Origin of the sequence: Geminicoccus sp., from assembly GCF_036263595.1 — a bacterium.
Classification (GTDB): domain Bacteria; phylum Pseudomonadota; class Alphaproteobacteria; order Geminicoccales; family Geminicoccaceae; genus Geminicoccus.
This window is the reverse complement of the sequence record NZ_DATAGQ010000107.1, coordinates 1-23652: the sequence shown is the minus strand read 5'-3', so window position 1 is coordinate 23652 and position 23652 is coordinate 1. Positions and strand designations below refer to the sequence as shown.

Sequence of the window (23652 nt, the reverse complement as noted above, 5' to 3'; positions counted from 1 at the left end):
GGCGGCGAGGATCGATGGATCGTGGTACGCGGGTTGCGCCGCGGCAAGGTGCCGGCGGCAGCAAACCGAGCGGCCCCCGAACCTGATGCCTCAGCTGTGTGACGACCCGCCTGCACCGAGCATGCGGGCGCTGATCTTCGCGGGGCTGGCCGCGCTCCTGACCGGCATTGGGCTCGGTCGGTTCGCCTACGCAGCATTGGTCCCGGGGATGATCGGCGCCGGGCAGGTGGACGTGGTCGGGGCCGGCTATCTCGCGGCTGCCAACGTCGCCGGCTATCTGCTCGGCGCTGCTACCGGCGGAAGGGTGGGGCAGTGGCTGGGAGTGGGGAATGCCCTGCGCGGTGCCATGATCGGCACGACCCTGGCCCTCCTTGCCTGCGCCATGCCGTTCTCGCTCCTCTGGCTGATCCTGGCCCGCTTCGCGGCTGGCGTGACTGGCGGCTACCTGATGGTGCTGGCGGCGCCCTCCGTGCTGGCCGGAGTCCCAGCGGAGCGCAGGGGCATCGCCGGCGGCATCATGTTCACCGGCGTGGGCCTGGGGATCGTTTTTTCCGGCGTTGTCGTCCCGCTGCTGGCGGGCATCGGCCCGGGGCCTGCCTGGGCCGGGCTGGCAGCGCTGGCTGGGATCCTGACGGTGGTGACCTGGCGCTTCTGGCCCGAGCGTCCGGTCGTCCCCGCCGCAGTTCCGCTGGCGCCGGGGCCATTGCGACCGGGGCGGCCACGACTCCTTCTCCTCGGCATGGCCTATGGCAGCGACGCGATCGGCTTTGTGCCTCATACCGTCTACTGGGTGGATTTCGTGGCGCGGGAGCTTGGCTATGGCATCGGGATGGGCGGTATCCAGTGGACGCTGTTCGGCCTGGGCGCTGCAGCCGGGCCTGCGATCATGGGGCTCATCGCCCAGCGCATCGGCTTTGGCGGCGCCTTCGTGCTGGCACTGTCGGTCAAGGCCATCGTCGTGGTTCTCCCGGTCGTCTGGACCTCCATTCCGGGCTTGGTGATCTCCTCCCTGATGGTCGGCGCCTTGAGTCCGGCCACCGCGTCCCTGGCGGCCGGGCGCACGACGGAATTGCTTCGAGCGGACCGCCGCCAGCAGGCCTGGGCGCGGCTGACCATGCTGTTCGCCGTGGTCCAGGCGGTGGGCGCCGTGCTGATGGCTCGCCTGATCGACGCGACCGGGCACATGGCCCTCCTGTTCCTCGTGGGCGGGGCGGTGCTGGCCGGTGGCGCGGTGCTCGCGGAATGGCACCGCCGTTCCGCTACCGGATGAGGTAGGGCACGAACAGGTTCGCGATGTACCGCGCACCGGTCAGGCTGGGATGAATGTCGTCGAAGTAGAGAGACTTGCCGTCACGCGCGACGCCGCATGAGGTCTGGTCACACAGCGCCTGGTCGGGCCGCACCGCGGGGATGCCATACTCCTGCTGAAGCTGGGCGAGGTAGGAGAAAGCGTGCTGGCTGTCCCGGTCGAACGTCGCCCGGCTGATGCTGACCTGCTGGGCGGTCCCGTCGGTCAGCATCTTGTGGGCGAGCAGCCGCGGTACATCCATGTTCGCGGTTGGAATTGGGGAAACGAGGACGACCTCCTTGCCCGCGCGCACGAGGTCCGCCACCGCTTCGCGCATGCTGCCGGCCAAGTTGGTGCCGACATAGACTTCCGCGTTGTAGCGGGCAGCGAGGAAGACCGTCTTGATGCCTGGGCTGGACAGCAGGCGCTGCAGGGCCTGATCATTATAGGCGTGGCAGCCCCTGGAGAATCGTCCGTCGAAGTCGACGGCCGGGGGGCAGGCGGAGTAGCTGAGGTGGAGGATCGACCTGCCATGCTGCCCCGCCAGCTCCCCCAGCGCATAGGCCAACTCGACGACGTGGCTGTCCCCCCAGATCGCTGACGCAGGTGCCACCGGGCTTCCGTATACGCAAGACTGCTCGACCGGGACGGCATTCTCGTCGCTCGCGTGGCAGCGCGTACGCATCGGGCTGAAATCGGCCGCGGCACGCTCTGCAACGGTCACCGCTTCCGGGAAGCGCTGCGGCCAGCCGCGCTCGACGTGAACGAGCAGACCTGCGGCCACGGATGCGGCCAGCACCGCCGAGCCCCCGGCAAAGACCTGGCGCCGTGTCCAGGCCCGCCCCGACCTGAACGGCTGCTCGACGAGCCGCCAGGACAAAATCGCCAGTCCCAGCGAGACCAGGAAGACTGTCGGCACCGGCGGCACACTGCCGTCATGCCCACCCAGGTACCTGAGATAGACCAGCACGGGCCAGTGCCAGAGATAGAGCGAGTAGGAGATCAGCCCGACGAAGACGATCGGACGCAGGCTCAAGACCCGTGCGACCAGCGTCTGTCCACCCGCATGAATGACGAGGACGGCTCCCAGCACGGGTGGAATGGCGCCCAGTCCAGGGAAGAGCGAGTTGCTGGTGTAGCTGGCGATACTCCAGGTGATCAGTCCGGCTCCGGCCAGCGCGACGACCTCGCGGCCATGACGATGTCTGACGGCAGGGATGGCGTTCCAGGCCAGCAGCGAACCTGCCAGGAACTCCCACACCCGGGTTGGCGCCATGAAGAAGGCGAAGCTCTGGGCGGTCTCGGTCAGCCTGATGCTCAGAGCGAGCGAGATGCCTGCCATGATCCATAGCAGGGGTATCAGGCCTCGGTGAAAGTACCGGAAGGCAACGTAGAGGACGATCGGCACGACTAGGTAGAACTGCTCTTCCACCGAGAGCGACCAGGTATGAAGCAGCGGGTTGCTCTCCGAATCCCGGTGGAAGTAGCCGGATGCCTTCCAGAACGTGATGTTCGACACGAACAGGGCGGTTGCGATGGCGTTCTTGCCGAGTGCTGCGAACTCGGATGGCAACATGACCGTGGCACCGGCCAGGAACATCACCGCAAGCAGGAAGAACAGTGGTGGAAAGATGCGCCTGATGCGGCGCTCGTAGAAGCGCAGCAGCGAGAACCGGCCGGCGGCAAGATCATCGCGAAGAATGCTGGTGATGAGGTATCCGGAGATGACGAAGAAAATGTCAACGCCGACAAAGCCGCCGCCGAGCCAGGCCACTTTTGCATGGAACCCCAGGACTGCCAGAACGGCCACGGCACGCAGTCCGTCGACCGACGGCTGATATTTCAGCGCAGGCATGGGAAAGCGGGTTCTGCCGAACTATTGCTTCTTTCTCGACCCTGATATTTTTCTCGGCGCATTTCTTCAGGTCTGGAAGGCACTGTTCGTGGTACCGGAAGCTCAATCCGGATTCACACAACATAGGCGCGTTCACAACCTGAACCGAAGACGCATGGCCTTGATCCGACGATGGTGTGGCTCGCTGGTATCAAGCGACAGGCGTTGCTGCCGACCGTTTGCTGGCTGGCACGACAAGGCAGGACCCGTCGCCGGCCGCGGCGGGTCCTTGTGCCTGGCACAAAAGCACTGCCTAGACGGGTGGAGCGCGTCCTCGTAGGACATGAACCAGCAGGCTGACCACCAAGAGCACGAGAAAGATAAAGAACAGAATCTGCGCGATTCCAGCAAATGTCGATGCGATGCCACCGAACCCGAAAAGGCCAGCGATCAGCGCGACGACCAGGAAGACGAGCGCCCAATGGAGCATGGCCGGCACCTCGTAGCTGATTGGCTCCGACAACTAGCCTCTTGTGAGGTCGACTAATCGTCACATGACATCAATTGGTGGCCCAAGCTGGGGTTCCCGGTTGGATCTGGCAAGGCAACATGGGTAACATCTGAATGCAATGTACGGAGGAAGCAGGATGGACCGGTTGATGTTTATCGAACTCGGCATGGGAGCGGACCTGCAGGGGCAGGATCCGACCAAGGCGGCCGTCAAGGCGATCAAGGACGCGATCGGCCACAACTATCTGCCGGCCATGCGCGCTCTTGCCGACGAAGGATATACAATGAAGGTGCATGTGCGCCTGGGCGTGCCTTCTGCGGCCGGACCAGTCGATGTCGGGACGGTGAAGACGGCTCTTCCGCATGGCGAGGTGTCGATCGAGGTCGTAGAGGGCGGAATGCTCACGCGATCCGGTACGCCTCAGTTCGGGGACATCTGTATGGTGGTCGCGGCAGTCGAGGTGGGGATCTGACCGGCTGGCGGTAGGGCTCGGCCAAGGTTACTGGAGCCAGATACCGGACTTCATGTATCGCCGCTCGACCGCCAATAGCCCAGCGAGATCGCGAACCGCCGCGGCGATGGTCGGCGCCGCCCACCATGCCGTGGCAAGCGCAAGCGCCAAGCCTGCGGCAGGATCAGCATAGAGTGAGATCGGGGAACCGTCGAGGACAAGCGACATGGCCAGCGACAGGCTGATCAGCAGGTTGGAGCTGAGCTTGTCGCTGAAGAGCCTGACCTGGCTGTGGGCGAGCGGCGAGGGCTGGTGGCGCAGGACGCCCTGCCAGCGACGCAGAGCCCAGGCGTTGAAGACGGCATAGCCGCCGTTCAGCGCCAGCGCCAGGAACAGTCCGAAGCCCTCCAACCGCGTGCCGCCGCCTGACAACTGCATGAAGGCGAGATAACTGATCAGGGCCAGCGATGCCGCCATCGACAAGGCTACGAGGGCGCTGGCAAGCCGCTCCCGCAACACCCCGCCACCGCTGCGGGTGACGAAGCAGACCCCGGCCAGCGCCATGACGTCGAGCAGCGACAGGAGAAGGTCAGCCCGGACGGTCAGGGCGTTCGACCCGATCACGGCGACGGCGGTGACAGCAAGGCCCGGCATGCCTGCCAGCAGAGCTGCCGCTGCCGTTCGAGCCGATGAACCCGTATCCGCACCACCGTTCGCCATCGCTTGCGCTCCCAGACCCATGGAAGCGTGATGCGGCAGCGATGTTTCAGTGTGAGGTCACCAGTCGGCCCATTTCGTTTCAATCATGTCTGGCGACATCGCGTCTGCCGGGGGACGTGCGGCTGACTACACCTTTTCGCGCAGATGGAACGACTTGAGCCGGGTCAGCTGGTCGTAGGCGAACCTGGAGAGGGAGACGCCTCGCCCGGTATCCTTCACGCCGGTCCAGGCAAGGGCAGGATCCAGGTAGTCGCAGCGGTTCATGAAGACCGTGCCCGTCTCGATCTGGTCGCCAATCCTTTCCGCCGCGGCGACGTCGGACGTCCAGATTGCCGCCGTCAGGCCGTACGGGCTGTCGTTCATCAGGGCCACGGCCTCTTCGTCACTGGAGACCTTCATGACCCCGACGACCGGGCCGAACGACTCTTCCCGCATCACCCGCATGCCATGATCGACGCCGACCAGCACCTGCGGTGCGACGTAGGCGGAGCCGCGTTCATCCATGGGAAAGGCGTTGGTATCCACCAGAGGCCGGGCACCTTTCCCGACCGCCTCGTCTACTTGGTCGCGCACGAAATCGGCTGAGCGCGCCTTGGCCATCGGGCCGATGTTCGTTTCCGGCTTCGTCGGGTCGCCCAGCCGATAGCCGGCGGCGAAGCTGGCCAGGCCGTCAATGAAGGCGTCGTAGACTTGCTCGTGCACGTAGAGGCGCTCGATCCCGCAGCAGCACTGCCCGGAATTGAAGAAGGCACCATCGCCCAGATTCTCGATCGCATGCTGCAGGTTCGCATCTGGCCGCACATAGGCCGGATCCTTGCCACCCAGTTCCAGCGTGGTGGAGATGAAGGTCTCTCCAGCCGCCCTGGCGATCTCGTGGCCACCGGCCACCGAACCGGTGAAGTTCACATGGGCGACAGCACCCGACCGGATGATGCCCAGGGCGTCCTCATGGCTCGTGTGGAGGAACTGGAATACGCCGTCGGGTAGGCCGGCTGCCTGGAAGCCCTTGGCAAAGCGCTCCGCGACGAGGGGTGTCTGGGCGCTGTGCTTGAGGATGACGGCATTGCCTGCGATCAGGGCTGGGACCACCGAGTTGACTGCCGTCAGGTAGGGATAGTTCCAGGGGGCGATCACGAAGATCACGCCCATCGGTACTTTGCGGATGAACCGGGTGAAACCGGGCTTGTCGTCGAAGCGGACGTCGGCCAGGGCCTCGCCGGCCACGTCCATCATATAGCGCGCCCGCTCGGCAAAGCCGCCAAGCTCGCCGCCGGACTGGGAGATCGGCCGGCCCATCTGCCAGGTGATCTCGTTGCCGATCTCGGCCTTGTCGGTGATGACCGCATCGACGAACCTGCCGATTACCGCGATCCGTTCCTCCAGCGGTATCTGCCGCCACCCCGCCTGGGCGGACCGGGCCTGCTCCAGGGCCCGCTGGATGGCTGCCCCGTTGGCTAGCTCCCGCTCCACATACACGGACTGGTCGACGGGGGTGATCGTGCGCTGGATGGTCATGATGGCCGGCTCGGTTCGTTTTGACCGGCATAGCGTAGAACTGGCCAGTCCGGAACGCATCCTCGCCCATTGTCGGCACCAGGCTTGCCCTTCACCCGCCGGGGCGCTAACTACGCGACCCGACGCGCCCGTAGCTCAGCGGATAGAGCGCTTGCCTCCGGAGCAAGAGGTCACAGGTTCGATCCCTGTCGGGCGCGCCATTCTCCCAAGGAAGACAGATTCATCGCCCAGCCATGCCTGACATGGTCGTCCAGCGTGATGCATGTGGCAGGTTGAGGGGCGTCAACTATCGGTAGATCCTGGGCAGGATCGAGCAGGGTGACCTTCCATTGAGTGGCCGGCTGAACACCCTTCCGACAGCCGGCAAGCAAGTGTTTGGGGTCTTTGGGTCCGCTTGGTTATTCTCGCTGGCGGTATATAACTGTCGCAGCGTGTGCTGCCTGACCGGGCACGGATGTCGTCAGCCATGACCTGGTCTTCCATGCTGGCATTTGCCTCGATCCTGGTGCTGGCCGCCGGCACGCCCGGCCCGAGTGTCGCTGCGCTCGTTAGCCGTGCCCTGGCCAATGGCCTGCGCGATGTCCTGCCCTTCATCATCGCCAAGTGGCTGGGCGAGATGATGTGGCTCACGCTGGCGGTTGCCGAGCACGCCATGACCGCCCAGCGATTGGACAGCGTCTTTCTCGTCCTGAGATACGGGGGAGCCGCCTATCTGTTGTACCTGGCCTGGAAGATGTGGTTCGCCAGCACCGAGTTGCCGGACGACACGCATCCGGAGAGAAGACATCCGTGGCGGATGTTCTTGGCCGGGCTATTGATCACCCTCGGCAACCCCGAGGTCATGATCTTCTATACCGCCCTGCTGCCTTCCGTCGCCGGGCTGGGCCAGCCCGGGCCGGTTGTCTGGCTGCAGCTCGTCGTCACGGCGCTCATTGTACTGGCGACGGTCGACCTGAGCTGGGCACTGCTGGCTTCGCGGGCCCGGCGTCTCCTCAGGAGCGAACGGGCCATCCTGATCAGCAATCACCTCAGCGCCGCACTGATGCTCGGAGCAGCGATCGCCATCATCGTCCGCTGAGGAGCCAGCGCCCGCGGCCCTCCGGCAGGTAGATCGGCTCAGGCGAAGGCGCCGATCAGAATGGCTTCGTCGGCCGGATCCTTGATGCGACGCATCAGGGCGCCCTTCAGCTTCTGCAGGGCTCGGTGCTCAATCTGACGCACCCGCTCCTTGCTGATGCCGAGACGGCGGCCCAGCTCCTCCAGCGTCGATCCTTCATCCCGCAGCCGACGCTCGCGGATGATGATCTGCTCGCGCTCGGAAAGTTCCGCCAGCGAGCTGGCGATCCAGCGCGTGCGGGTCCGGCTGTCATGGCCATCGGCCAGCGCCTCTTCGGGAGTCGGCCGCTCGTCCGCGATGAAGTCCTGACCGGTGCTCTCGCCATCGAAGCCGATCGGGGCATTGAGCGACTGGTCGGTACCGGAAAGGCGCTGTTCCATCGAGAGGACTTCCGCGACACCGACATCGAGCTCGAGCGCGATGCTGGCCCGATCTTCATCGTCCATCTGTTGCTTGCGGCCGCCCTCGATGCGTGCCCGCAGGCGCCGCAGGTTGAAGAACAGCGACTTCTGGGCGGCAGTCGTGCCGGTGCGGACGATGGACCAATTGCGCAGGACGAAATCCTGCATGGCCGAGCGGATCCACCAAGCGGCATAGGTCGAGAAGCGGACGTCGCGATCCGGTTCGAAGCGTGCCGCTGCTTGCATCAAGCCGACCATACCCTCCTGGACAAGATCAGGCATGGGTAAGCCATAATTGCGATAACGTCCGGCGGTCGCCACCACCAAGCGCAAATAAGATGTCACCAGCTCGTGAAGTGCAGCCTGGTCATTGTTTTCCCGCCAGCGGCGCGCCAAATCCAGCTCATGACCGCGATCCAGCATCGGAGCGGCCATGGCACCCTGGACGAATCGTCGGTCCGCGCGCTGGGCAGACATCGTCTCAACCATGCTCATCCTGGTGCCTCCGTTCGCTCGATCTCGGGTCCTGTCGGCGACCGTCACACCCGGACCCGAGAGCGCTTCAGCGCGTCGACACAGGCGTGACCAATCTCATCAACAAGTTCCGAACGAGCGGGTGGTTCCTCCATCGAAGTGTAACAGGAATGGGCCGGATCCCGGTCCTCTCCTCCACCGGCAAGCGGACCAGGTCCTTCTCGGTCGTTACCAGCTCAGCCCTTATACGGCGTGCAGCGGCCCTTAGATCGGCAAGCTCGGCAGGATTGAACGGGTGATGATCCGGAAACGCCCGCCGCTCCGCGATCTGGACGCCGGCGCTCGCTAGACTCTCGAAGAACTTTTCCGGGCGCCCGATGCCGGCAAAGGCGAGCACCAGCCGCCCGTCCAAAGCCCGGACGACATCTTCCGGATGCACGAGGTCCGCATGGATGACGGGGGCGGTCATGTTCTCGCCCAACCTATGGTCATCCGGCCCGATGATGACCAGGGCCTGCGCGCGGTCCAGCGCATCGTCATAACGTTCACGGAGTGGGCCGGCCGGGAAGACGCGGCCGTTGCCCAGGCCGGCAGGCCCGTCGATCACCAACCAGGACGCGGTCTTGGCCAGTGACGGATTCTGAAACCCGTCGTCCAGCAGCAGGATGTCGGCACCTGCCGCTACCGCCGCGCGCGCGCTCGCCACGCGGTCGGGCCCGGCCCAGACCGGAACAGACTGAGCCAGCAGCAGAGGCTCGTCGCCCACCAAGGCAGCATCGTGCTGGTCGGGATCGACTCGCAGCGACGTCTTGACGCGACCGCCATAGCCCCGCGTGACGATGTGCGGATCGTGACCCAGATCCTGGTGCAGGATCTGGGCGAGGGCGCGTACGGTCGGCGTCTTGCCGGCGCCGCCGAGGGTTGGGTTGCCGATGCAGAGGACCGGCACACCGACCGCCAGCCCCGCACGCCGTGCCCGCAAGGAGACGATGCGGCCATAGATGCTGCCGAGCGGCGCCAGCAGGTCTGCGGGCAGCCCGCCGGTCGTCCAGAACCTGGGCGCCTTCAACGCCGCACCGGCAGGAGCGGCAGCAGGGCCTCCATCGTCCGCTCGAGCACGCCAGCGTGCTCGACGGCGAAGCGCCGGGCGGCCTCGCCGACCTCCTGCCGTTGGCCCCGATCCGCCAGCCACGCAGCGACCTGTGCCGCCAGGCCGGCTTCGTCCGCGACCTGGACGGCACCGCCGGTCGCCACCAGGCCCGACACGATCTCCGCGAAGTTCCAGGCATGCGGTCCGATCGTCAAGGCACAGCCCAGCCGGGCCGGCTCCAGGGGATTCTGCCCGCCATGCGGAACGAGGGAGCCGCCGACGAACACGATGGGGCAGAGCCGGTAGAAGAGGCCGAGTTCGCCAAGCGTGTCAGCAAGATGGACGACACCGGGGAGGGGCACATCCCTCTTTGAACGCTGGCTGACCGCATGGCCCTGCTCGTGGAGGGCCGCGGCGATCTCCGTGCCGCGATGGGGGTGACGCGGTGCGATGATCGTCACCAGATCCGGATGCGAGGCCAGCAACGCCCGGTGCACCCTTGCGACCAGTTCCTCCTCGCCGGCATGGGTGCTCGCGGCCAGCCAAGCTGATCCATGAGGAATGATTGCGCCTAACGCATCCAACTCCGCAGGGTCGGCGGGAAGAGGCGGAGCCGCGTATTTGAGGTTGCCCGGCGTTGCCACGTCGAGGATGCCCAGCGCGCGCAATCGGTCCGCATCGCCCTGGCTCTGGGCCAGAACGAGCCGGTAGGTGCCGAGCAACCTGGAGATGGCCGGCTTCACGCAGCGCCAACGTCGGAACGAGCGTTGCGACATCCGCGCATTCAACAGCACGGCCGGCACATGACGGCCGGCAAGGGCAGCGAGCGTGTTCGGCCAGATCTCGCTTTCGATCATCAAGGCCAGGTCCGGCTGCCAATGGTCGAGGAACCGGTCCACCACCTTGGGGAGATCCACCGGCGCGAAGCGGTGCAGGACACCGTCGGGCAGTCGCTTCGCCATCAGTGCAGCAGAGGTGACGGTTCCGGTCGTGACCAGGAGGACGAGGTCCGGGCGACGCTCGCGCAACGCATGGAGGAGCGGCAGGATCGAGAGGGACTCGCCGACGCTTGCGGCATGCAGCCAGACCAGTGGCCCGTCCGGTCGGACGGAGGCGTCGATGCCGAGCCGCTCGGGCCAGCGTTCGCCATGTTCCTTGCCCTGCAGACGCCGGCGCTCCAGATGCCGTCTGACCAGCGGTGTGGCCAGCCCGGTCAGCAGGCGCCATGACGACAGCAGCATCAGGCGGCGCCGACGGCTTCCGTGGATGCCTTTCGCGGGGCCGGCAGCGTCGGTTCTCGCCCACAGCGCCGGTCAGCCTCGTCCATCAAGGCATTCATGGCATCCTCGTACTGCTGCTCGAACCGCGCCAGCTCCTCCCTGTCCGCATCCTTCGGCACCCTGATGGGTGCACCCATCATCAGGACGCCTTTTGTGCCGGGCATCGGCAGCAGCATGCGGTCCCAGCTGTTCAGCTGCCTGCCCGTCCGGCAGGAGCCGGTAGTCGGGATGACCGGGCAGCCACTGTGCTTGGCCAGGAGCATGATGCCGCCCTGAACGCGCTGCCGCGGTCCCTTGCCGCCGTCCACGGAAATGGCAATCCGCCCACCTTCCTTCAGGGTGCGGCGTATCTCGCGGAAGGCTTCTGTGCCGCCGTAGCGGCTGGAGCCCATGATGCTCTTCACACCTACCATGTTGAGTGCCTGCGCCATGATGACACCGTCGCGGTGCGGCGTGCTCAGCGCATAGGCCGGCGTCGACAGGTCCCGGCCGGTCGAGCGGAGCACGCCTCGCCATAGCAGCGGCAGGAAGAGGCAGCGCCCGTGCCAGTAGCCGGCCAGCACGCCCTCGTCGCTCTCCATGATGGCCTGCGCGTCAGGATGGGCGACGAACTCCATCCGGCAGGTCTTGTCGAGGAGTTCCAGGGTGCCGGCGATAGTCCGCGAGATGCGCCGTTGCCAGACCGGGTCGCTTGTCAGTCGTTTCAGTGAGCCCACGCCGTCAGGCCTTGAGCAAGGCGGGGACTGCAACGCCCGGAAGATCCACGCCGCTGCCTTCCTCGAACTGCAGCTGATAGAGGCGCGCATAGGTGCCACCTGCGCGAAGCAGGGAGGCATGGTCGCCCATCTCGACGATCCTGCCTTTGTCGAGCACGGCGATCTTGTCGGCATGCACCACGGTGGACAGGCGGTGTGCGATCACCAATGTCGTCCGATTCTTCATCAGGCGGGCCAACGCATCCTGGATCTGGCGCTCGCTCTCTGTATCCAGCGCCGACGTCGCCTCGTCCAGCAGCAGGATCGGCGCCTTCTTCAGCATGGCCCGGGCGATCGACAGGCGCTGCCGCTGACCGCCCGAAAGGCGCACTCCCGAGCCACCGATCCTGGTCTCGTACCCCTCGGGCAGCGCCATGATGAAATCGTGGGCCGCGGCATCGCGTGCCGCCGCCTGGATCTCCGCATCCGTCGCGTCCAGGCGCCCATAGGCGATGTTCGCCCGCACGGTGTCGTCGAACAGGCTCACCTCCTGGCTTACCAGCGCCATCTGCGCCCGCAGGGATGCCTGAGTCACGTGCCGGATGTCGTAGCCGTCCAAGGTGATCCGGCCGGACTGGATGTCCCAGAAGCGGAAGAGCAGGTTGACGAGGGTCGACTTGCCCGATCCGGATGGCCCGACCAGTGCCACGGTCTGGCCGGCCGGTACGTCCAGGTTCAGCCCTGCAATCGCAGGCACCTGGGAGTGATAGGCAAATCGAACGTCCAGGTACTGGATGTGGCCGGCGACGGCCGGGAGAACCATTGCGTCCGGCGCATCCTCGATCGCGGGTGGACGGTCGATGACGGCATAGACGCGGTCCGCCGCCGCAAGCCCTTCCTGCAGCGCATTGTTGAGTTTCGCGATGCTCTTGAGCGGTTGGTAGGCCATCAGGAGGGCGGTGATGAAGCTGAAGAACGTGCCGGGCGTCGTCTGGCCGGCGAGGACCTGGCTGCCGCCATAGCCGATCACGGCGGCGATCGCGATGCCTGCCAGGGTTTCCATCACCGGCGAGGTGGCGGCACGGATCCGCGCTGCCTTCAGCTGCAGCGCGTACTGCCCCTCGATCAACTGGCGGACACGATCGATTTCGAAGGCCTCGCGGTCGTACGCCTTGACTTGCCGCACGCCCTGAAAGGTCTGCTCAAGCCGGCCCGTGATGCGCCCCATCTGAGCCTGGGCCTGCGCTACCACCTTGCGGACACGCTTGCCCAGCTTGGAGATCGGCCAGTAGGCGAGCGGAAAACCGATGAAGGCGATCGAGGCGAGCTTCCAGTCCTGGTAGAACATGAGGGCCACCAGGAACACGACGGACAGACCGTCGCGAGCCATGCCCGTCAGCACCGACGTCATCGCCACGCGCAGCGAAGCCACGTCGTAGGTGATGCGCGAGATCAACCCGCCCGTACCTTCGCTCACAAAGAAGCCAAGGTCGGACCTGATCGTGTGATCAAACAGCCGCGCCTGTACGTCGGCGACGATGCGGTTGCCCGCATCGGCCATCATCCGGTCCTGGAAGAAGGAAGCGATGCCCTTCACCAGCGCCAGCGCCACCACCGCCAAGGGCACGAGCGCCAGCATGGTCGTGTCCCGTTCCAGGAACACCTTGTCCAGCACGGGCTCGATAAGCCAAGCATTGCCGGCGGTCGTGGCAGCCACCAGCACCATCGCGATCATCGCGATGGTCAGCTTGCCCGTCAGCCCGCGGACATGCTCACGCACCAAGCGCCGCAGCAGCGAGCGCCAGTGATCAGGGGCCACCTGCCGTGATGGAGCTGGCCGCTTGATGGGTCAGACGCCCCGATCGGCGCCGGTGTACTTCCAGACATAGGCGGGCGGCATGTTGTTGAGCACGAAGCCTGCCAGCTTCGCGTTCAGGCCATAGCGCCGATGCGGGATCGGGGAGATCGGAGAATAGCTGTACTGGAGCAGCACACCCTTGGGGCCGACGATCTTCAGCCCGCCCTTGTAGATCGCCTCGCGGAAGGCGTCGGGCATTCCGACCATGGGCAGGCCGGAAATGATCGTCGAGACCTTGCGCACGCCGTGCTGGCTCAGGATCTGGGCGAGCTTCGTCGCATCGCCACGGACCACGGTGGCACCCATGAAGCGGGTACTGAGATAGCTGTGCAGCTTCTCGTCAAGCTCCACGACGACGAGAGCCTCGCGTGGGATACCGGCATCCACCAGACCCTGCGTGATAGCACCAGTGCCGCCGCCAAGTTCGACGATCTTCTCGCCGGGTTGCCAGACTACCTGCTCAGCGATCTTCTTCGCCAGCGACTGCGACGAGGGGATGATCGACCCCATCGATTTGGGTGACCTGAGCCAGGTCTTGAAGAAGAGCTCACTCTCCTTCAACAGCTCGATCCGTTGCATCACGTCTCCTCGGACCGGCTTGAATGCCGGCCGCCTTCTTCCAGGCGACACCACGCGCGGCCGCATGGTTCGGCAAGTTGAGATAACAGCGTACCCATGCCGATACGACGGCGGGGCCGCGGCGAGCGGTAAATAGGCACGCCGACCCCCACCTGCAAAGTGTCTCGGTACCGATGTTCCACAAAATGTGTCAAAGGGAACATTTTTACTCACCCGGCGCGTTCAATGCAGGGCACCTCAAGCGCTGGTCGGATGTTGTGGCAACGATGGCCGGTGCGCAGAAGGAAAAGTACGAGCATGGCCATCGTTCCCGGCATGCAACTCGCATCGATGCGTTCTTTTCCGCCGCTGGCAGCGCGGCCGCACGAGTTGGCCGATCTTGGCTTCGCGAAGGTGGAGCCCTACGAGGCACTGCTGCGCGACGCAGGTGCCCTGGCAGACATGATCATGCAGGCATGCCTAGCCACACCCGGCATTCATGCCCGCGTTTTCGCACTGACGTGCAAGCTGTCATCGGGATGGCCGACCTGTCGAGGAGCAACATCGTCGTGATCCCCCGGATGGCTGCGGATGATCGTCGGGAGAGCACACCTGGCTGGATGCGGTTCGCCGCCGAGATCACCGGCTACGCCATCAAACAGAAGAACGCGGGCAAGCGTCTGGCCTGGCACCATCACGAGCATGACTTCGCCCCTTTGCCGGATGGCAGCTTCCCGATCGACCATCTCTTCGAAGCGTCGCCGGACATCTTCTGGGAAATTCTGCCGGCAGTGTATGTCAGCCAAGGCGCACCCCCTGGACTTCGCCCGCTTGACAGCGCGCGCGCTCGCAACGGTTGGTACCTGGTCCGACCAGTTCAGCCCGTCGTCAGCCGGCCAAGGGACCTGACCGCGACGGTCGCCACGGCCGGATCGATCGTGCTCTCTGCCTCCGCCCGCGTCAGCACGGTGAAGTAGCGCTCAATTGCGCTCTTTCGCCGTGCCTGCCACGCTTCAAGCGGCTCCTGTCTGGTCAACACGTCGTGGGTAGCCCGGCGCAGCATTTCGGCCAGATCATCGCGCAGGGCCGCCTTGGTCTCGTGGTCCCAGAAGCTCCGGACGCTGATCCGTTCGATCAGCGCGGCCGTGCGTGCCGTGTCCAGCGTCTCGTCCATGGCCAGTCGGACCTCTGCAGCCCGCTGTGCCGGCACACCGGTGTCATGCGCGGTCTGCAGCGCGTCGAGCAGCACCGTCGCTAGAGGCAGCATGGCGAGCCGCTTGGCGGTTTCAGCCTCCAGGCCCAGCGCCTCGAGATCGCGGCATCGGGCCCGCAGGGCTTCCTGCTTCTCGTTGGGCGCTAGGCTGTCGATCTGTCCATGTAGGGCGCGAACGCCGACCTGCAGGCGCTCCACCGTGTCGAGCAGGGGTTGGGTGGCAAGATCGTGCACGATGGTCCAGCGCACGCAGGCCGCCGTCACGCTGGTGAGATCGGCCAGGAGCGCGATCTGCGGCTTGCCTGCACTGACGGGGAGATCCTCTACTGCTCCCCAAACGGGGGTGAGTTCGAAACATTCGCGGACAATGAGGTAGCCGCGTGCAATCTCGTCGAAGGATGCGCCGGTCTCACCGGCCAGATCTCTTGCCAGGGTGATGCCAGCCCTGTTGACCATGCCGTTGGCCAGGCGCGTCGCCACGATCTCCCGGGCCAGCCGGTGTCGGGCAATAGCCTCGGGGAAGCGCTTGCGCAGCGGACGGGGAAAATAGCGGAGCCGCTCGGCGGCGAGCATCGGGTCATCGACCACCGTCCCCGTGTCCAGTGCTTCGAACAGGTCCATCTTGGCATAGGCCAGCAGCACGGCCAGCTCCGGCCTGGTCAGACCTCGGCCTTCGCGCCGGCGGTCGGCCAGTTCCTGGTCGGTCGGCAGGAACTCCAATTGTCGAACCAGGCGGCCACTGCTCTCCAGGGAGCGAATCAGCCCGATCTGGGCGTCCAGCTGGTCAATCCCCCGGTGCTCCGCTGTCGACAGGGCCAGATTCTGCAGGGTATTGTCCCGCAAGACCAGGGCAGCGACCTCATCGGTCATCGAACGCAGCAGCTCGTCACGCTGCTTGCGAGTGAGGTCGCCCGCTTGCTCGACTGCGCCGGTCAGGATCTTGATGTTGACCTCGTGGTCGGAGCAATCGACCCCGGCGGAGTTGTCGACGAAGTCCGTGCCGATCCGGCCGCCTTTCCTGGCAAAGGCGATCCGGCCGCGCTGGGTGACGCCGAGATTGCCGCCTTCTGCGACCACCTTGCAGCGAAGATCCTCGCCATCCACCCTGATCGGGTCGTTGGCCCGGTCCTGGGCATCGCGGTGGCTTTCGCTCCGCGCCTTTACGTAGGTGCCGATGCCGCCGTTCCAGAACAGGTCGACCGGGGCCTTGAGGATGGCGCTCATCAGCTCGAACGGCGGCAGGCTGTCCGCCTCGACTGCCAGCACCTGGCGGATCTCAGGCGAAAGCGGGATCGACTTCAGCTGCCTGGAGAAGATGCCGCCGCCTTTGCTGAGCAGTGCGCGGTCGAAATCTTCCCAAGAGGATCGTGGCAAGTCGAACAGTCGGGCGCGTTCCGCGAACGTGTTTTCAGGATCCGGATCGGGATCGAGGAAGATGTGCCGATGGTCGAAGGCGGCCACCAGCCGGATCGAGCGGCTCAGCAGCATGCCGTTGCCGAACACGTCACCGGACATGTCGCCGATGCCGATCACGGTGATCGGGTCGCGCTCGGGATCGATGCCCATTTCACGGAAGTGCCGGCGCACCGACTCCCAGGCTCCCTTGGCGGTGATGCCCATCTTCTTATGGTCGTAGCCGGCGGATCCTCCGGAGGCGAAAGCATCGCCTAACCAGAAGCCTCGCGCGGTCGCCAGTTCGTTCGCGATGTCGGAGAACGTTGCCGTGCCCTTGTCGGCGGCAACGACCAGATAGGGATCGTCTCCGTCATGGCGGACGACGTCGTCCGGCGGGATCGTCTGTCCGGTCCTGATGTCGTCAGTGATGTCGAGCAGGCTTTCGAGGAAAATGCGGTAGCAGCGTACGCCCTCGTCATAGACGACCTGCCGGTCGTTCGACCGCGGTGGGCGCTTGACCACGAACCCGCCCTTGGCACCCACAGGCACGATCACGGCGTTCTTAACCATCTGTGCCTTCACCAGGCCCAGGATCTCTGTCCGAAAGTCTTCCCGTCGGTCCGACCACCGGATGCCGCCCCGCGAAATGGGGCCGCCCCGCAGGTGCACGGCTTCCACGTCGGCGCCGTAGACGAAGATCTCGCGCCAGGGAGCTGGCTGCGGCATGCTTGGCACGCGGACGCTGTCCAGCTTGAACGACAGGGCCATCCGGTTCCGGCGGAACCTGTTGGTGCGCAGCATGGCGCGGATGGTGCCGAGGAATCGGCGCAGAATGCGATCTTGATCCAGCACCGCAACAAGGCCGAGGCCGGTTTCGATCCGTTGCACGGCTGCTTCCTCGGCCGCCGCTCGGTCGCCGGTGAGCTGGGGGTCGAACCGCGTGATGAACAGATCGACCAAGTCCCGTGCCACGTCGGGATTGGCCACGAGTGTCTGCTCGACATAAGGCTGGCTGAACGGCAGCCCGACCTGCAGCTGATAGCGGCAGATGGCCCGCAGGATCACCACCTGCTCCACGTCCAGCGAAGCCCTCAGGATCAGGCGGTTGAATCCGTCATTCTCGACATCCCCATCGAAGATCCGCCGGAATGCCTCCTCGAAGAGGGGACCGACCTCGTCTAGGTCGATCTGCCCATCCACCACCGGCTCGGCCTCGAACGTGTGCAGCCAGAACCGACGGCCATCCGGATCCTCCACGGAATGCGAGTCTTCGGCCAAGGCTCGCAGGCCGAAGTTCTCCATGATCGGCAGTACGCTGGCGAGGGGCACCCGCTCGCCGGCCCGCAGCAGCTTCAGCCTCAGACGATCGGCGGGATTCTCAAGCGGTCGCGACAACGATACCGACAGGCTGCTCGCCTGGACATCGAGGGCATCGATCCTGGCAATGTCGGCGACGGCGGCACGGGCGGACACGCGCTCCTGGTAGGACACAGGGAAGGCATTGCCGAAGCGTGCGAACAGCCGGACGCCCTGTTCCTCACCATGGGCGTCGACCAGTGCCGTCCGCAGTGCTTCGCTCCAAGGGCGGGTCGCGAGCGTGATCTCCGCCTCTAGATCCTGCGCGTTCACGCTCACCGACGAGGGATCGACCGAGCGAACGATGAAGAAGATGAGGGCCAACGGGCTGTCGCCGAGCTGTGCCTGGAATTCGCAGTCGGTGCCGTTCAGCCGCCGCAGGAGGATCCGCTGGATCCGCTCGCGCATCGCCGTCGTCCAGCGCTCGCGCGGGACGTAGAGCAGGACGCTGAAGAAGCGTGAGAACTGGTCCTGCCGCAAGAACAGCTTGAGGCGTTGGCGGTCCTGCAACTGGAGCACCGAGCGGGCAACCTGCTGCAGTTGTGCGCTGTCGACCTGGAACAGCTCGTCGCGCGGAAGCGTGTTCAGGATGTGCACCAGCGCCTTGGCGGCATGCCCTTGCGGCGGCAGGTTCATGCCGTCCATGACCTGCTGCACCTTGCCACGCAGCAGCGGGATGTCCTGCGGTGGAAGGCTGTAGGCTACCGAGGTGAACAGGCCCAGAAAGCGATGTTCGCCCAGGACGGTGCCGTCGGCGGCGTAGCGCTTCACCCCCACGTAATCCAGATAGGAGGGCCGATGCACCGTGGCACGGGTATTGGCTTTGGTCACGGTCACGGCGGGCGTCGGCCGGAAGGCTCCTCGGCGGACCTCCAGCGGCAGGGCGGCGAAGCTCGCCGAGCGCGCGTTCTGGTCGGTCTCGCCATCGGTCGTATGGTGGCCTTCCTGAAGCTCCAGGATACCCAGCGCGGACTCTGCCTGGCGGACTAGAGCTGGTCCCTGCGGCCTCGAAACGAGGTCGTAGGCGGCATAGCCCAGGAACGTGAAATGATTGTCGGCGAGCCAGTTCAGGAATGCTGCCGGTTCGCGGTCATCGGGCAGGATCTGCTCAAGTTCCCGGGCCGCCTCCCTGGCGTGTGCGGCCATCGCCTTCCAGTCACGCACTGCCCGGCGCACATCGCCGATGCCGCGCATGATCTCTGCCTCGACCCGCTCGAGCGCCGCCGGATCGGTGCGCCGGTCGACCTCGACAAGGATGAAGCTCTCCGGGGAGCCGGAGCTGTCGATCGCCTCCAGGCTTCCGTTGGCGCCGCGCCGGATCGGGATCACCGGGTGGATCGTCAGGTGGATGGCCAGCTGGGCGCGACCAACTGCGATGTGAACGCTGTCCACCAGGAACGGCATGTCGTCATTGACGATCTGGATCAGCGTGTGGCTGGCAATGAAGCCGTGCCGCTCGATCGACGGATTGAACACCCGGATCCGTGCGGTGCCGGGCCTGCGGTCGCGTGCGAGGTCGAGGTGGCTGAGGGCTAGGCCATATAGGTCAGCTGGCTCATGCGCCGCGATGTCGGCATCGGCTACGTCAACGAAGAAGCGCCGGACGAAGGACTGCACGAGGTCGCGTTCGCCTGCCGGTACCCGGGTTGCTACCAGCTCGTCGACCATGCCGAGCGGCTCGAACTCTGAGAGGGCGTGCCGCTCGTCCATCTTCCTCTCCCGCTTCTCGATCCCGACCGTCCGTCGAGGATGGGAGCCGTGGGTGACGATGGCAAGACAGGCCGTCCCGGCAGGGGGAGGGGATGACCATCGGGGTCGTTAGGCGTTCGCTAACTTCTTGGGGGTAGAAGGGATGAAGGCGTCTTGCCAGCTACCGCATGCACGGATGTTCACCAGATGCGTCTCAACGAGCCCGTCACCAAGAATGAGATCGTCTTCCCCGAAGGCAAGACGCTGGTATCCCGCACGGACACCAGTGGCCGCATCGTCTTCGTCAACCAGGCTTTCCAGGAGATCAGCGGCTTCAGCCACGAAGAGTTGATCGGCTCGCCGCACAACATTGTCCGGCACCCGGACATGCCGCAGCAGGCCTTCAAGAACCTGTGGTCGACGATCAAGGCCGGACGGCCGTGGAACGGCCTCGTCAAGAACCGGACCAAGGCCGGCGACTTCTACTGGGTTCAGGCCAACGTGACGCCCGTGTTCGAACAGGGGCTTGTCACCGGCTATATCTCGATCCGGAGCAAGGCTGGCGACGCCAAGATCGCCGAGGCGGAGGCGGCTTACGCCAAGCTGCGGGCGGGCGGGCGTGCCGGGGTCACCCTGCGTGACGGCGAGCTGTGCGGGTCAAGGTTCAGCGGCTGGCTCAGTGCTGGCGTGCACAGCGTCACGGCCCGCCTTGCCCTCGGATCGCTCGTCAGCATCGCGGCGCTGGCCATGGTGGCATGGCTCGGCCTCTCCGGCATGCACGAGTCCAACGAGCAGTTGCAGAACGTTGCCGGGTCCCGGCTCGTCGCCGTGGACAAGACCTCCCAGATCCTGGAGCTGCTTCGCGACAACGTTCAGGAGACCATGCGCATCGCGTTCGATCTGCGGGCAGGCGACCAAGCCCAGGTGAATAGCGGCTTGAATGAGATCAGTGGTCGAAGCACCGCTATCAGCAATGGCTTGGCGGCACTGGCGGCACTTCTGTCCTCGCCGGACGAGCAGGCGCAGATCAAGCAACTGATGGACACCCGTGCCGTCTTTCTGAACGAGGGCCTCAAGCCCGCGCTGGCGATGGCCACGGCTGGCTCAGCCGATGGGCTGGAACAACAGCTGCGTACCCGGCTGCTGCCGCTGTTTCTCTCGGTGGATCAGGCGGCCAGGGGCTTGATCGAGGTTCAGATGGCATCGGCAGCGAAAGCCTCCGAGGAAGCCAACCTATCCTTCGTCGAACGGTCTCGCCGGACGATGGAAGTGGGCGCTGTCGGTGGCTTGGTGATGCTGGGTCTCGTTGCCCTCGTCCTTGTCGGCTTGAGGAGGTCGCTGCGCCGCCTGGAGGGGCACTTCAGTGCAATGGCAGCGGACGACCTAGCCGCCGAGATACCGATGCCGAAGACTCTGGAGTTCTGGCGTACGACCCGCCTCCTGCGCGCCCTCCGTGCAAAGCTGGTCTATGCCGACCATCAGCGCCGCGAGGCAGTGCAGGAGATGGCGGAGACCGTCGAACGTGAAGCACGCGAGTCGATGGAGAAGGTCGCTACGCAGACCAACGTCATGGCTCGCGATGCCGGGGAGATGGCCGTGTCGGCTGAACGTGTCAGCACGAATGCAAGAGCGGTCGCCGACGCCGCCAGCCAAGCGCTCCTCAACGCACAGGCGGTCGGCGTGGCCAGCGGGCAACTGAACACGTCGATCCAGCAGATTTCTGGTCAGGTGATACGCGCGACCCGCGTGGCGGCGCAGGCTGTGCAGGATGGCAGATCTGCCGAGGAACTCATCCAGGCGCTCGCTGACGCCGCCAACAGGATCGGTGACATTGTGAAGCTGATCAGCAACATCGCCGAGCAGACGAACCTGCTGGCCCTGAATGCCACGATCGAAGCGGCGCGCGCCGGCGAGGCCGGACGCGGGTTCGCCATCGTAGCCACAGAAGTCAAGAACCTCGCGGCGCAGACCAGCCGCTCGACCCAGGACATCGATAGCCAGGTCACCGAAATCCAGAACGCCACCAAGGCAGCGGTGACAGCGGTGGAAGAGATCGGACGAATGATCGGCACCATTGCCGAACTCTCGGTCGACGTGGCCTCATCGGTCGAGCAGCAATCCGCGGCGACGAAGGACATCGCGCGCAACGTCGCCGAGGCCAGCACGGCAGCCCAGCAGGTATCGACCCTGGTGACGGCTGTCTCGCGTGAGGCAGACCTTTCCGGTGAACAGGCGGCGGGCGTGCGCGTCGGCTCGGCACAGCTCTCGGCGAGCATGGATGTCTTGCGCAGCACGATAGTCCGGGTCGTCCGGACTTCCATGAGCGGGGCCGACCGGCGCCGGGAACAGCGACTCGCGATCGAGCAGCCCTGCCGAGTCAAGGGTGTCGAGGGTGGTGAGGCTTCCGGGATGCTGAAGGATGTTTCCCGCACCGGCGCCAAGATCGAAGGGCATCCTGACCTGCGGATCGGCAGCGAAGGATGGCTTGAGGTCGATGCTTGGGGACAGGACGCCAAGATCAGGTTTCGGGTCCGCGGCTACGGGCAGGGGCGGATGATCAACGTGGAGTTCCTGCCAGACACTATGACGGCGGACATGGCGGCAAGGCTCGGCATGATCATCAATGGCGCGTCGGCCAAAGCCGCCTAGGGCCTGTTAGCTCTTGAGCCATCGAGAGCTGCAGCAAGGCAGAGGCCGCCCATGAAGGAGCGGGCTCTCTTCTCGTAGCGGGTGGCGATGGCGTGCCACTCCTTGAGGCGTGCCCAGAGGCGCTCGACCCATCGAGAGCGTTGCTCTCGATCAATTGTTGTCGATCCAGGCGGGGCAGGCGACCGGCGCTTCGTGCCGCTGCGGCGGGATCACCGGTCGGCTACCCAGGCTCCAGACATGCTCGCGAAAGGCATGGCTGGTATAGCCGCGGTCGGCGACAATCCACTTTGGAACCTCGGTCAGACGTTCGAGCACGCCAATGACCTGGGGCATTTCGTGCGCCTGACCTGGTGCCAGACTAAGGCGATGGCGCGACCGCTACCGTCGGCGATCACAAGCCTTGATGCCATCGGACTTGAAGCCCGATCCCCCGGAGATACCGTGTTTGGGGTCAACCCGGAGAAGGGGCATCCCGGGAGGATGTGAACGGCGTTTGGGTGCGGACAACCGCATGAGCGTAGACGAGCAGCTTGCGGGCGACAGCGACCACGATGGTCTTGGGCGGCTTACCGGCGTGCTTGAGGTGCCGCACGAAGTCGAACAGGGCTTTTGCTGGTGCGCGCAGCGCTCCAGCGCGCACATTTATAGCCTGCTTCGCAGGCACTCATTGCCGACACGGCTGATCCTGCCTGGCCTGCGAACGAACGAGCCGGAGCTGTGCTCGCTGGGTAAAAGGCCGGCGAAGGCGGCCAAGGCCCCTGGGCGGCCTGCTGGCCACCGGTCCTTTGGACAACGGATCATCCGCCTTCTGGCGGATGATGGGGTAAAATCAGCGATATTGGGCAGCTCGGCGAGCAGGATAGTAGCGGAGATCTCGCAAAAAACCGGTGATGGTGCGCAGTGAACCCAGGTTGAGAGCAAGCGCGGGATCCGCGGCGACGATGTCGCGAGCCGTCTTCATGACGGTCTCGATCTGTTCATTGAGCCAGGCGACATGGGCAGAGATGGAGGCCGCGACGGCGGCTCAAGGCAAAGCCGGACTTTTTGACGGTTGAGTTCCTGGACGCGGGCTGCCTTGAGCACATCGCACCGGCGCACCAGTTCGTGCAACTCGCGCAAATGCGCAGCGGGCGGCGTCCAGGCAGGCGGGCTCTGGGCGCGGCAGAATCGCGCGATCAGGGCGGCGTCGAGTTGGTCGGTCTTATTGCGGGCGAGTTCGCTGCTGCCATACGCTTTGATGCGGGCAGGACTGACGATGCTGACCTGCACGCCTTGACCGTGCAGGAAGGCTGCAAGGTCAAGGCCCCAGTTACCAGTCGCTTCCATGCAGGCGTGTTTGGGGGCATCTGGACCGGAGCCCTGCTTGGCTAGCCAGGCGAGCAACTGCGCGAAGCCGGCCTCGGTGTTGGAGAACGCAGCGTGCCGGGCGCGCTCACCCACGAGAAGGGCTGCGTCAAATTTGGCGTTGCTGATGTCGATGCCGATGATGTGCACGGAGCCTCCGAACTGGTTACTGGCTCCACTTCCTGTCAGCCACACTAGTCATCAGGCTGTCTGG

18 protein-coding genes, 1 tRNA gene and 1 pseudogene are annotated in these 23652 nt (G+C 65.2%); 6 read left to right on the top strand and 14 right to left on the bottom strand.

Going from position 1 to position 23652, the window contains the following annotated elements:
- Positions 1–121: 121 nt before the first annotated feature.
- Complete coding sequence (locus VHL31_RS09625) at positions 122–1270, top strand: YbfB/YjiJ family MFS transporter (protein WP_329660989.1); 1149 nt, start codon at positions 122–124, stop codon at positions 1268–1270.
- Here the strand turns inward: VHL31_RS09625 and VHL31_RS09620 are convergent.
- Both VHL31_RS09620 and VHL31_RS09615 read right to left on the bottom strand, forming a co-directional pair.
- Positions 1260–3143, bottom strand: coding sequence for an acyltransferase family protein (locus VHL31_RS09620; protein WP_329660988.1), 1884 nt, complete (start codon positions 3141–3143; stop codon positions 1260–1262). The two genes, VHL31_RS09625 and VHL31_RS09620, sit on opposite strands and share 11 nt — an antisense overlap.
- 292 nt (positions 3144–3435) lie before the next feature.
- The gene (locus tag VHL31_RS09615) at positions 3436–3612 is read right to left on the bottom strand and encodes a DUF1328 domain-containing protein (protein WP_329661002.1); all 177 of its coding nucleotides are present in this window, start codon (positions 3610–3612) and stop codon (positions 3436–3438) included.
- A gap of 157 nt (positions 3613–3769) precedes the next feature.
- Between VHL31_RS09615 and VHL31_RS09610 the strand changes: the two genes are divergently transcribed.
- Positions 3770–4105 (top strand): Lin0512 family protein, encoded by a 336-nt coding sequence (locus tag VHL31_RS09610; RefSeq protein ID WP_329660987.1) that lies wholly within the window; start codon positions 3770–3772, stop codon positions 4103–4105.
- Between the two features lie 27 nt (positions 4106–4132).
- Here VHL31_RS09610 and VHL31_RS09605 read toward each other — a convergent pair whose 3' ends face one another.
- Both VHL31_RS09605 and VHL31_RS09600 read right to left on the bottom strand, forming a co-directional pair.
- A complete protein-coding gene (locus VHL31_RS09605) occupies positions 4133–4804 on the bottom strand; it encodes a hypothetical protein (protein WP_329660986.1) in 672 nt (223 codons plus the stop codon).
- Positions 4805–4930: 126 nt separating this feature from the next.
- Positions 4931–6319 carry an aldehyde dehydrogenase family protein gene (locus VHL31_RS09600; protein ID WP_329660985.1) on the bottom strand — a complete coding sequence of 463 codons (1389 nt, stop codon included), beginning with the start codon at positions 6317–6319 and terminating at the stop codon, positions 4931–4933.
- A gap of 124 nt (positions 6320–6443) precedes the next feature.
- On the opposite strand from VHL31_RS09600, the gene VHL31_RS09595 reads away from it, so the two are divergent.
- Positions 6444–6519, top strand: a tRNA-Arg gene (locus VHL31_RS09595).
- 266 nt (positions 6520–6785) lie between these two features.
- On the top strand, positions 6786–7397 hold the full coding sequence (locus tag VHL31_RS09590) for a LysE family translocator (protein ID WP_329660984.1): 612 nt from the start codon (positions 6786–6788) through the stop codon (positions 7395–7397).
- A gap of 38 nt (positions 7398–7435) precedes the next feature.
- Here VHL31_RS09590 and VHL31_RS09585 read toward each other — a convergent pair whose 3' ends face one another.
- From VHL31_RS09585 to VHL31_RS09560, 6 genes are all read right to left on the bottom strand, one after another.
- Positions 7436–8332, bottom strand: a complete 897-nt coding sequence (locus VHL31_RS09585) for an RNA polymerase factor sigma-32 (protein WP_329660983.1) — start codon at positions 8330–8332, stop codon at positions 7436–7438.
- A gap of 67 nt (positions 8333–8399) precedes the next feature.
- Positions 8400–9380, bottom strand: coding sequence for a tetraacyldisaccharide 4'-kinase (gene lpxK, locus VHL31_RS09580; protein ID WP_329660982.1), 981 nt, complete (start codon positions 9378–9380; stop codon positions 8400–8402).
- Positions 9377–10642 carry a 3-deoxy-D-manno-octulosonic acid transferase gene (locus VHL31_RS09575; RefSeq protein WP_329660981.1) on the bottom strand — a complete coding sequence of 422 codons (1266 nt, stop codon included), beginning with the start codon at positions 10640–10642 and terminating at the stop codon, positions 9377–9379. Before VHL31_RS09575 ends, lpxK begins: the two co-directional genes overlap by 4 nt.
- A complete protein-coding gene (locus VHL31_RS09570; RefSeq protein ID WP_329660980.1) occupies positions 10642–11397 on the bottom strand; it encodes a lysophospholipid acyltransferase family protein in 756 nt (251 codons plus the stop codon). Before VHL31_RS09570 ends, VHL31_RS09575 begins: the two co-directional genes overlap by 1 nt.
- 4 nt (positions 11398–11401) lie before the next feature.
- The gene (locus VHL31_RS09565) at positions 11402–13195 is read right to left on the bottom strand and encodes an ABC transporter ATP-binding protein (RefSeq protein ID WP_329660979.1); all 1794 of its coding nucleotides are present in this window, start codon (positions 13193–13195) and stop codon (positions 11402–11404) included.
- 30 nt (positions 13196–13225) lie between these two features.
- Positions 13226–13813, bottom strand: coding sequence for a class I SAM-dependent methyltransferase (locus VHL31_RS09560; RefSeq protein WP_329660978.1), 588 nt, complete (start codon positions 13811–13813; stop codon positions 13226–13228).
- 297 nt (positions 13814–14110) lie between these two features.
- Here VHL31_RS09560 and VHL31_RS09555 point away from each other — a divergent pair, with 297 nt between their 5' ends.
- Positions 14111–14365 (top strand): hypothetical protein, encoded by a 255-nt coding sequence (locus VHL31_RS09555; RefSeq protein ID WP_329660977.1) that lies wholly within the window; start codon positions 14111–14113, stop codon positions 14363–14365.
- Between the two features lie 304 nt (positions 14366–14669).
- Here the strand turns inward: VHL31_RS09555 and VHL31_RS09550 are convergent, their stop codons facing one another.
- The gene (locus VHL31_RS09550) at positions 14670–19466 is read right to left on the bottom strand and encodes an NAD-glutamate dehydrogenase (RefSeq protein WP_329660976.1); all 4797 of its coding nucleotides are present in this window, start codon (positions 19464–19466) and stop codon (positions 14670–14672) included.
- 186 nt (positions 19467–19652) lie between these two features.
- On the opposite strand from VHL31_RS09550, the gene VHL31_RS09545 reads away from it, so the two are divergent.
- Entirely contained in the window at positions 19653–22094 is a 2442-nt protein-coding gene (locus VHL31_RS09545; protein ID WP_329660975.1) for a methyl-accepting chemotaxis protein, read from the top strand.
- On the opposite strand, the pseudogene VHL31_RS09540 reads toward VHL31_RS09545, so the two are convergent.
- The 3 genes and pseudogenes from VHL31_RS09540 to VHL31_RS09530 all read right to left on the bottom strand — a co-directional run.
- Positions 22091–22489, bottom strand: a pseudogene (locus tag VHL31_RS09540) (transposase); the annotation flags it as partial. The gene VHL31_RS09545 and the pseudogene VHL31_RS09540 sit on opposite strands and share 4 nt — an antisense overlap.
- Before the next feature lie 247 nt (positions 22490–22736).
- Complete coding sequence (locus tag VHL31_RS26630; RefSeq protein WP_349262402.1) at positions 22737–22895, bottom strand: transposase; 159 nt, start codon at positions 22893–22895, stop codon at positions 22737–22739.
- A gap of 156 nt (positions 22896–23051) precedes the next feature.
- On the bottom strand, positions 23052–23588 hold the full coding sequence (locus VHL31_RS09530) for an IS110 family transposase (RefSeq protein WP_329660973.1): 537 nt from the start codon (positions 23586–23588) through the stop codon (positions 23052–23054).
- Positions 23589–23652 lie beyond the last annotated feature (64 nt).

What these genes read in the sequence shown, in the direction of transcription:
- VHL31_RS09545 (WP_329660975.1), top strand. Translation starts at nt 19,653, where the DNA reads ATGCGTCTCAACGAGCCCGTCACCAAGAATGAGATCGTCTTCCCCGAA.
- VHL31_RS09575 (WP_329660981.1), bottom strand. Translation starts at nt 10,642, where the DNA reads ATGCTGCTGTCGTCATGGCGCCTGCTGACCGGGCTGGCCACACCGCTG.
- VHL31_RS09585 (WP_329660983.1), bottom strand. Translation starts at nt 8,332, where the DNA reads ATGAGCATGGTTGAGACGATGTCTGCCCAGCGCGCGGACCGACGATTC.
- VHL31_RS09560 (WP_329660978.1), bottom strand. Translation starts at nt 13,813, where the DNA reads ATGCAACGGATCGAGCTGTTGAAGGAGAGTGAGCTCTTCTTCAAGACC.
- VHL31_RS09625 (WP_329660989.1), top strand. Translation starts at nt 122, where the DNA reads ATGCGGGCGCTGATCTTCGCGGGGCTGGCCGCGCTCCTGACCGGCATT.
- VHL31_RS09555 (WP_329660977.1), top strand. Translation starts at nt 14,111, where the DNA reads ATGGCCATCGTTCCCGGCATGCAACTCGCATCGATGCGTTCTTTTCCG.
- VHL31_RS09605 (WP_329660986.1), bottom strand. Translation starts at nt 4,804, where the DNA reads ATGGCGAACGGTGGTGCGGATACGGGTTCATCGGCTCGAACGGCAGCG.
- VHL31_RS09550 (WP_329660976.1), bottom strand. Translation starts at nt 19,466, where the DNA reads ATGGACGAGCGGCACGCCCTCTCAGAGTTCGAGCCGCTCGGCATGGTC.
- VHL31_RS26630 (WP_349262402.1), bottom strand. Translation starts at nt 22,895, where the DNA reads ATGATCCGTTGTCCAAAGGACCGGTGGCCAGCAGGCCGCCCAGGGGCC.
- VHL31_RS09600 (WP_329660985.1), bottom strand. Translation starts at nt 6,319, where the DNA reads ATGACCATCCAGCGCACGATCACCCCCGTCGACCAGTCCGTGTATGTG.
- VHL31_RS09615 (WP_329661002.1), bottom strand. Translation starts at nt 3,612, where the DNA reads ATGCTCCATTGGGCGCTCGTCTTCCTGGTCGTCGCGCTGATCGCTGGC.
- VHL31_RS09590 (WP_329660984.1), top strand. Translation starts at nt 6,786, where the DNA reads ATGACCTGGTCTTCCATGCTGGCATTTGCCTCGATCCTGGTGCTGGCC.
- VHL31_RS09620 (WP_329660988.1), bottom strand. Translation starts at nt 3,143, where the DNA reads ATGCCTGCGCTGAAATATCAGCCGTCGGTCGACGGACTGCGTGCCGTG.
- VHL31_RS09610 (WP_329660987.1), top strand. Translation starts at nt 3,770, where the DNA reads ATGGACCGGTTGATGTTTATCGAACTCGGCATGGGAGCGGACCTGCAG.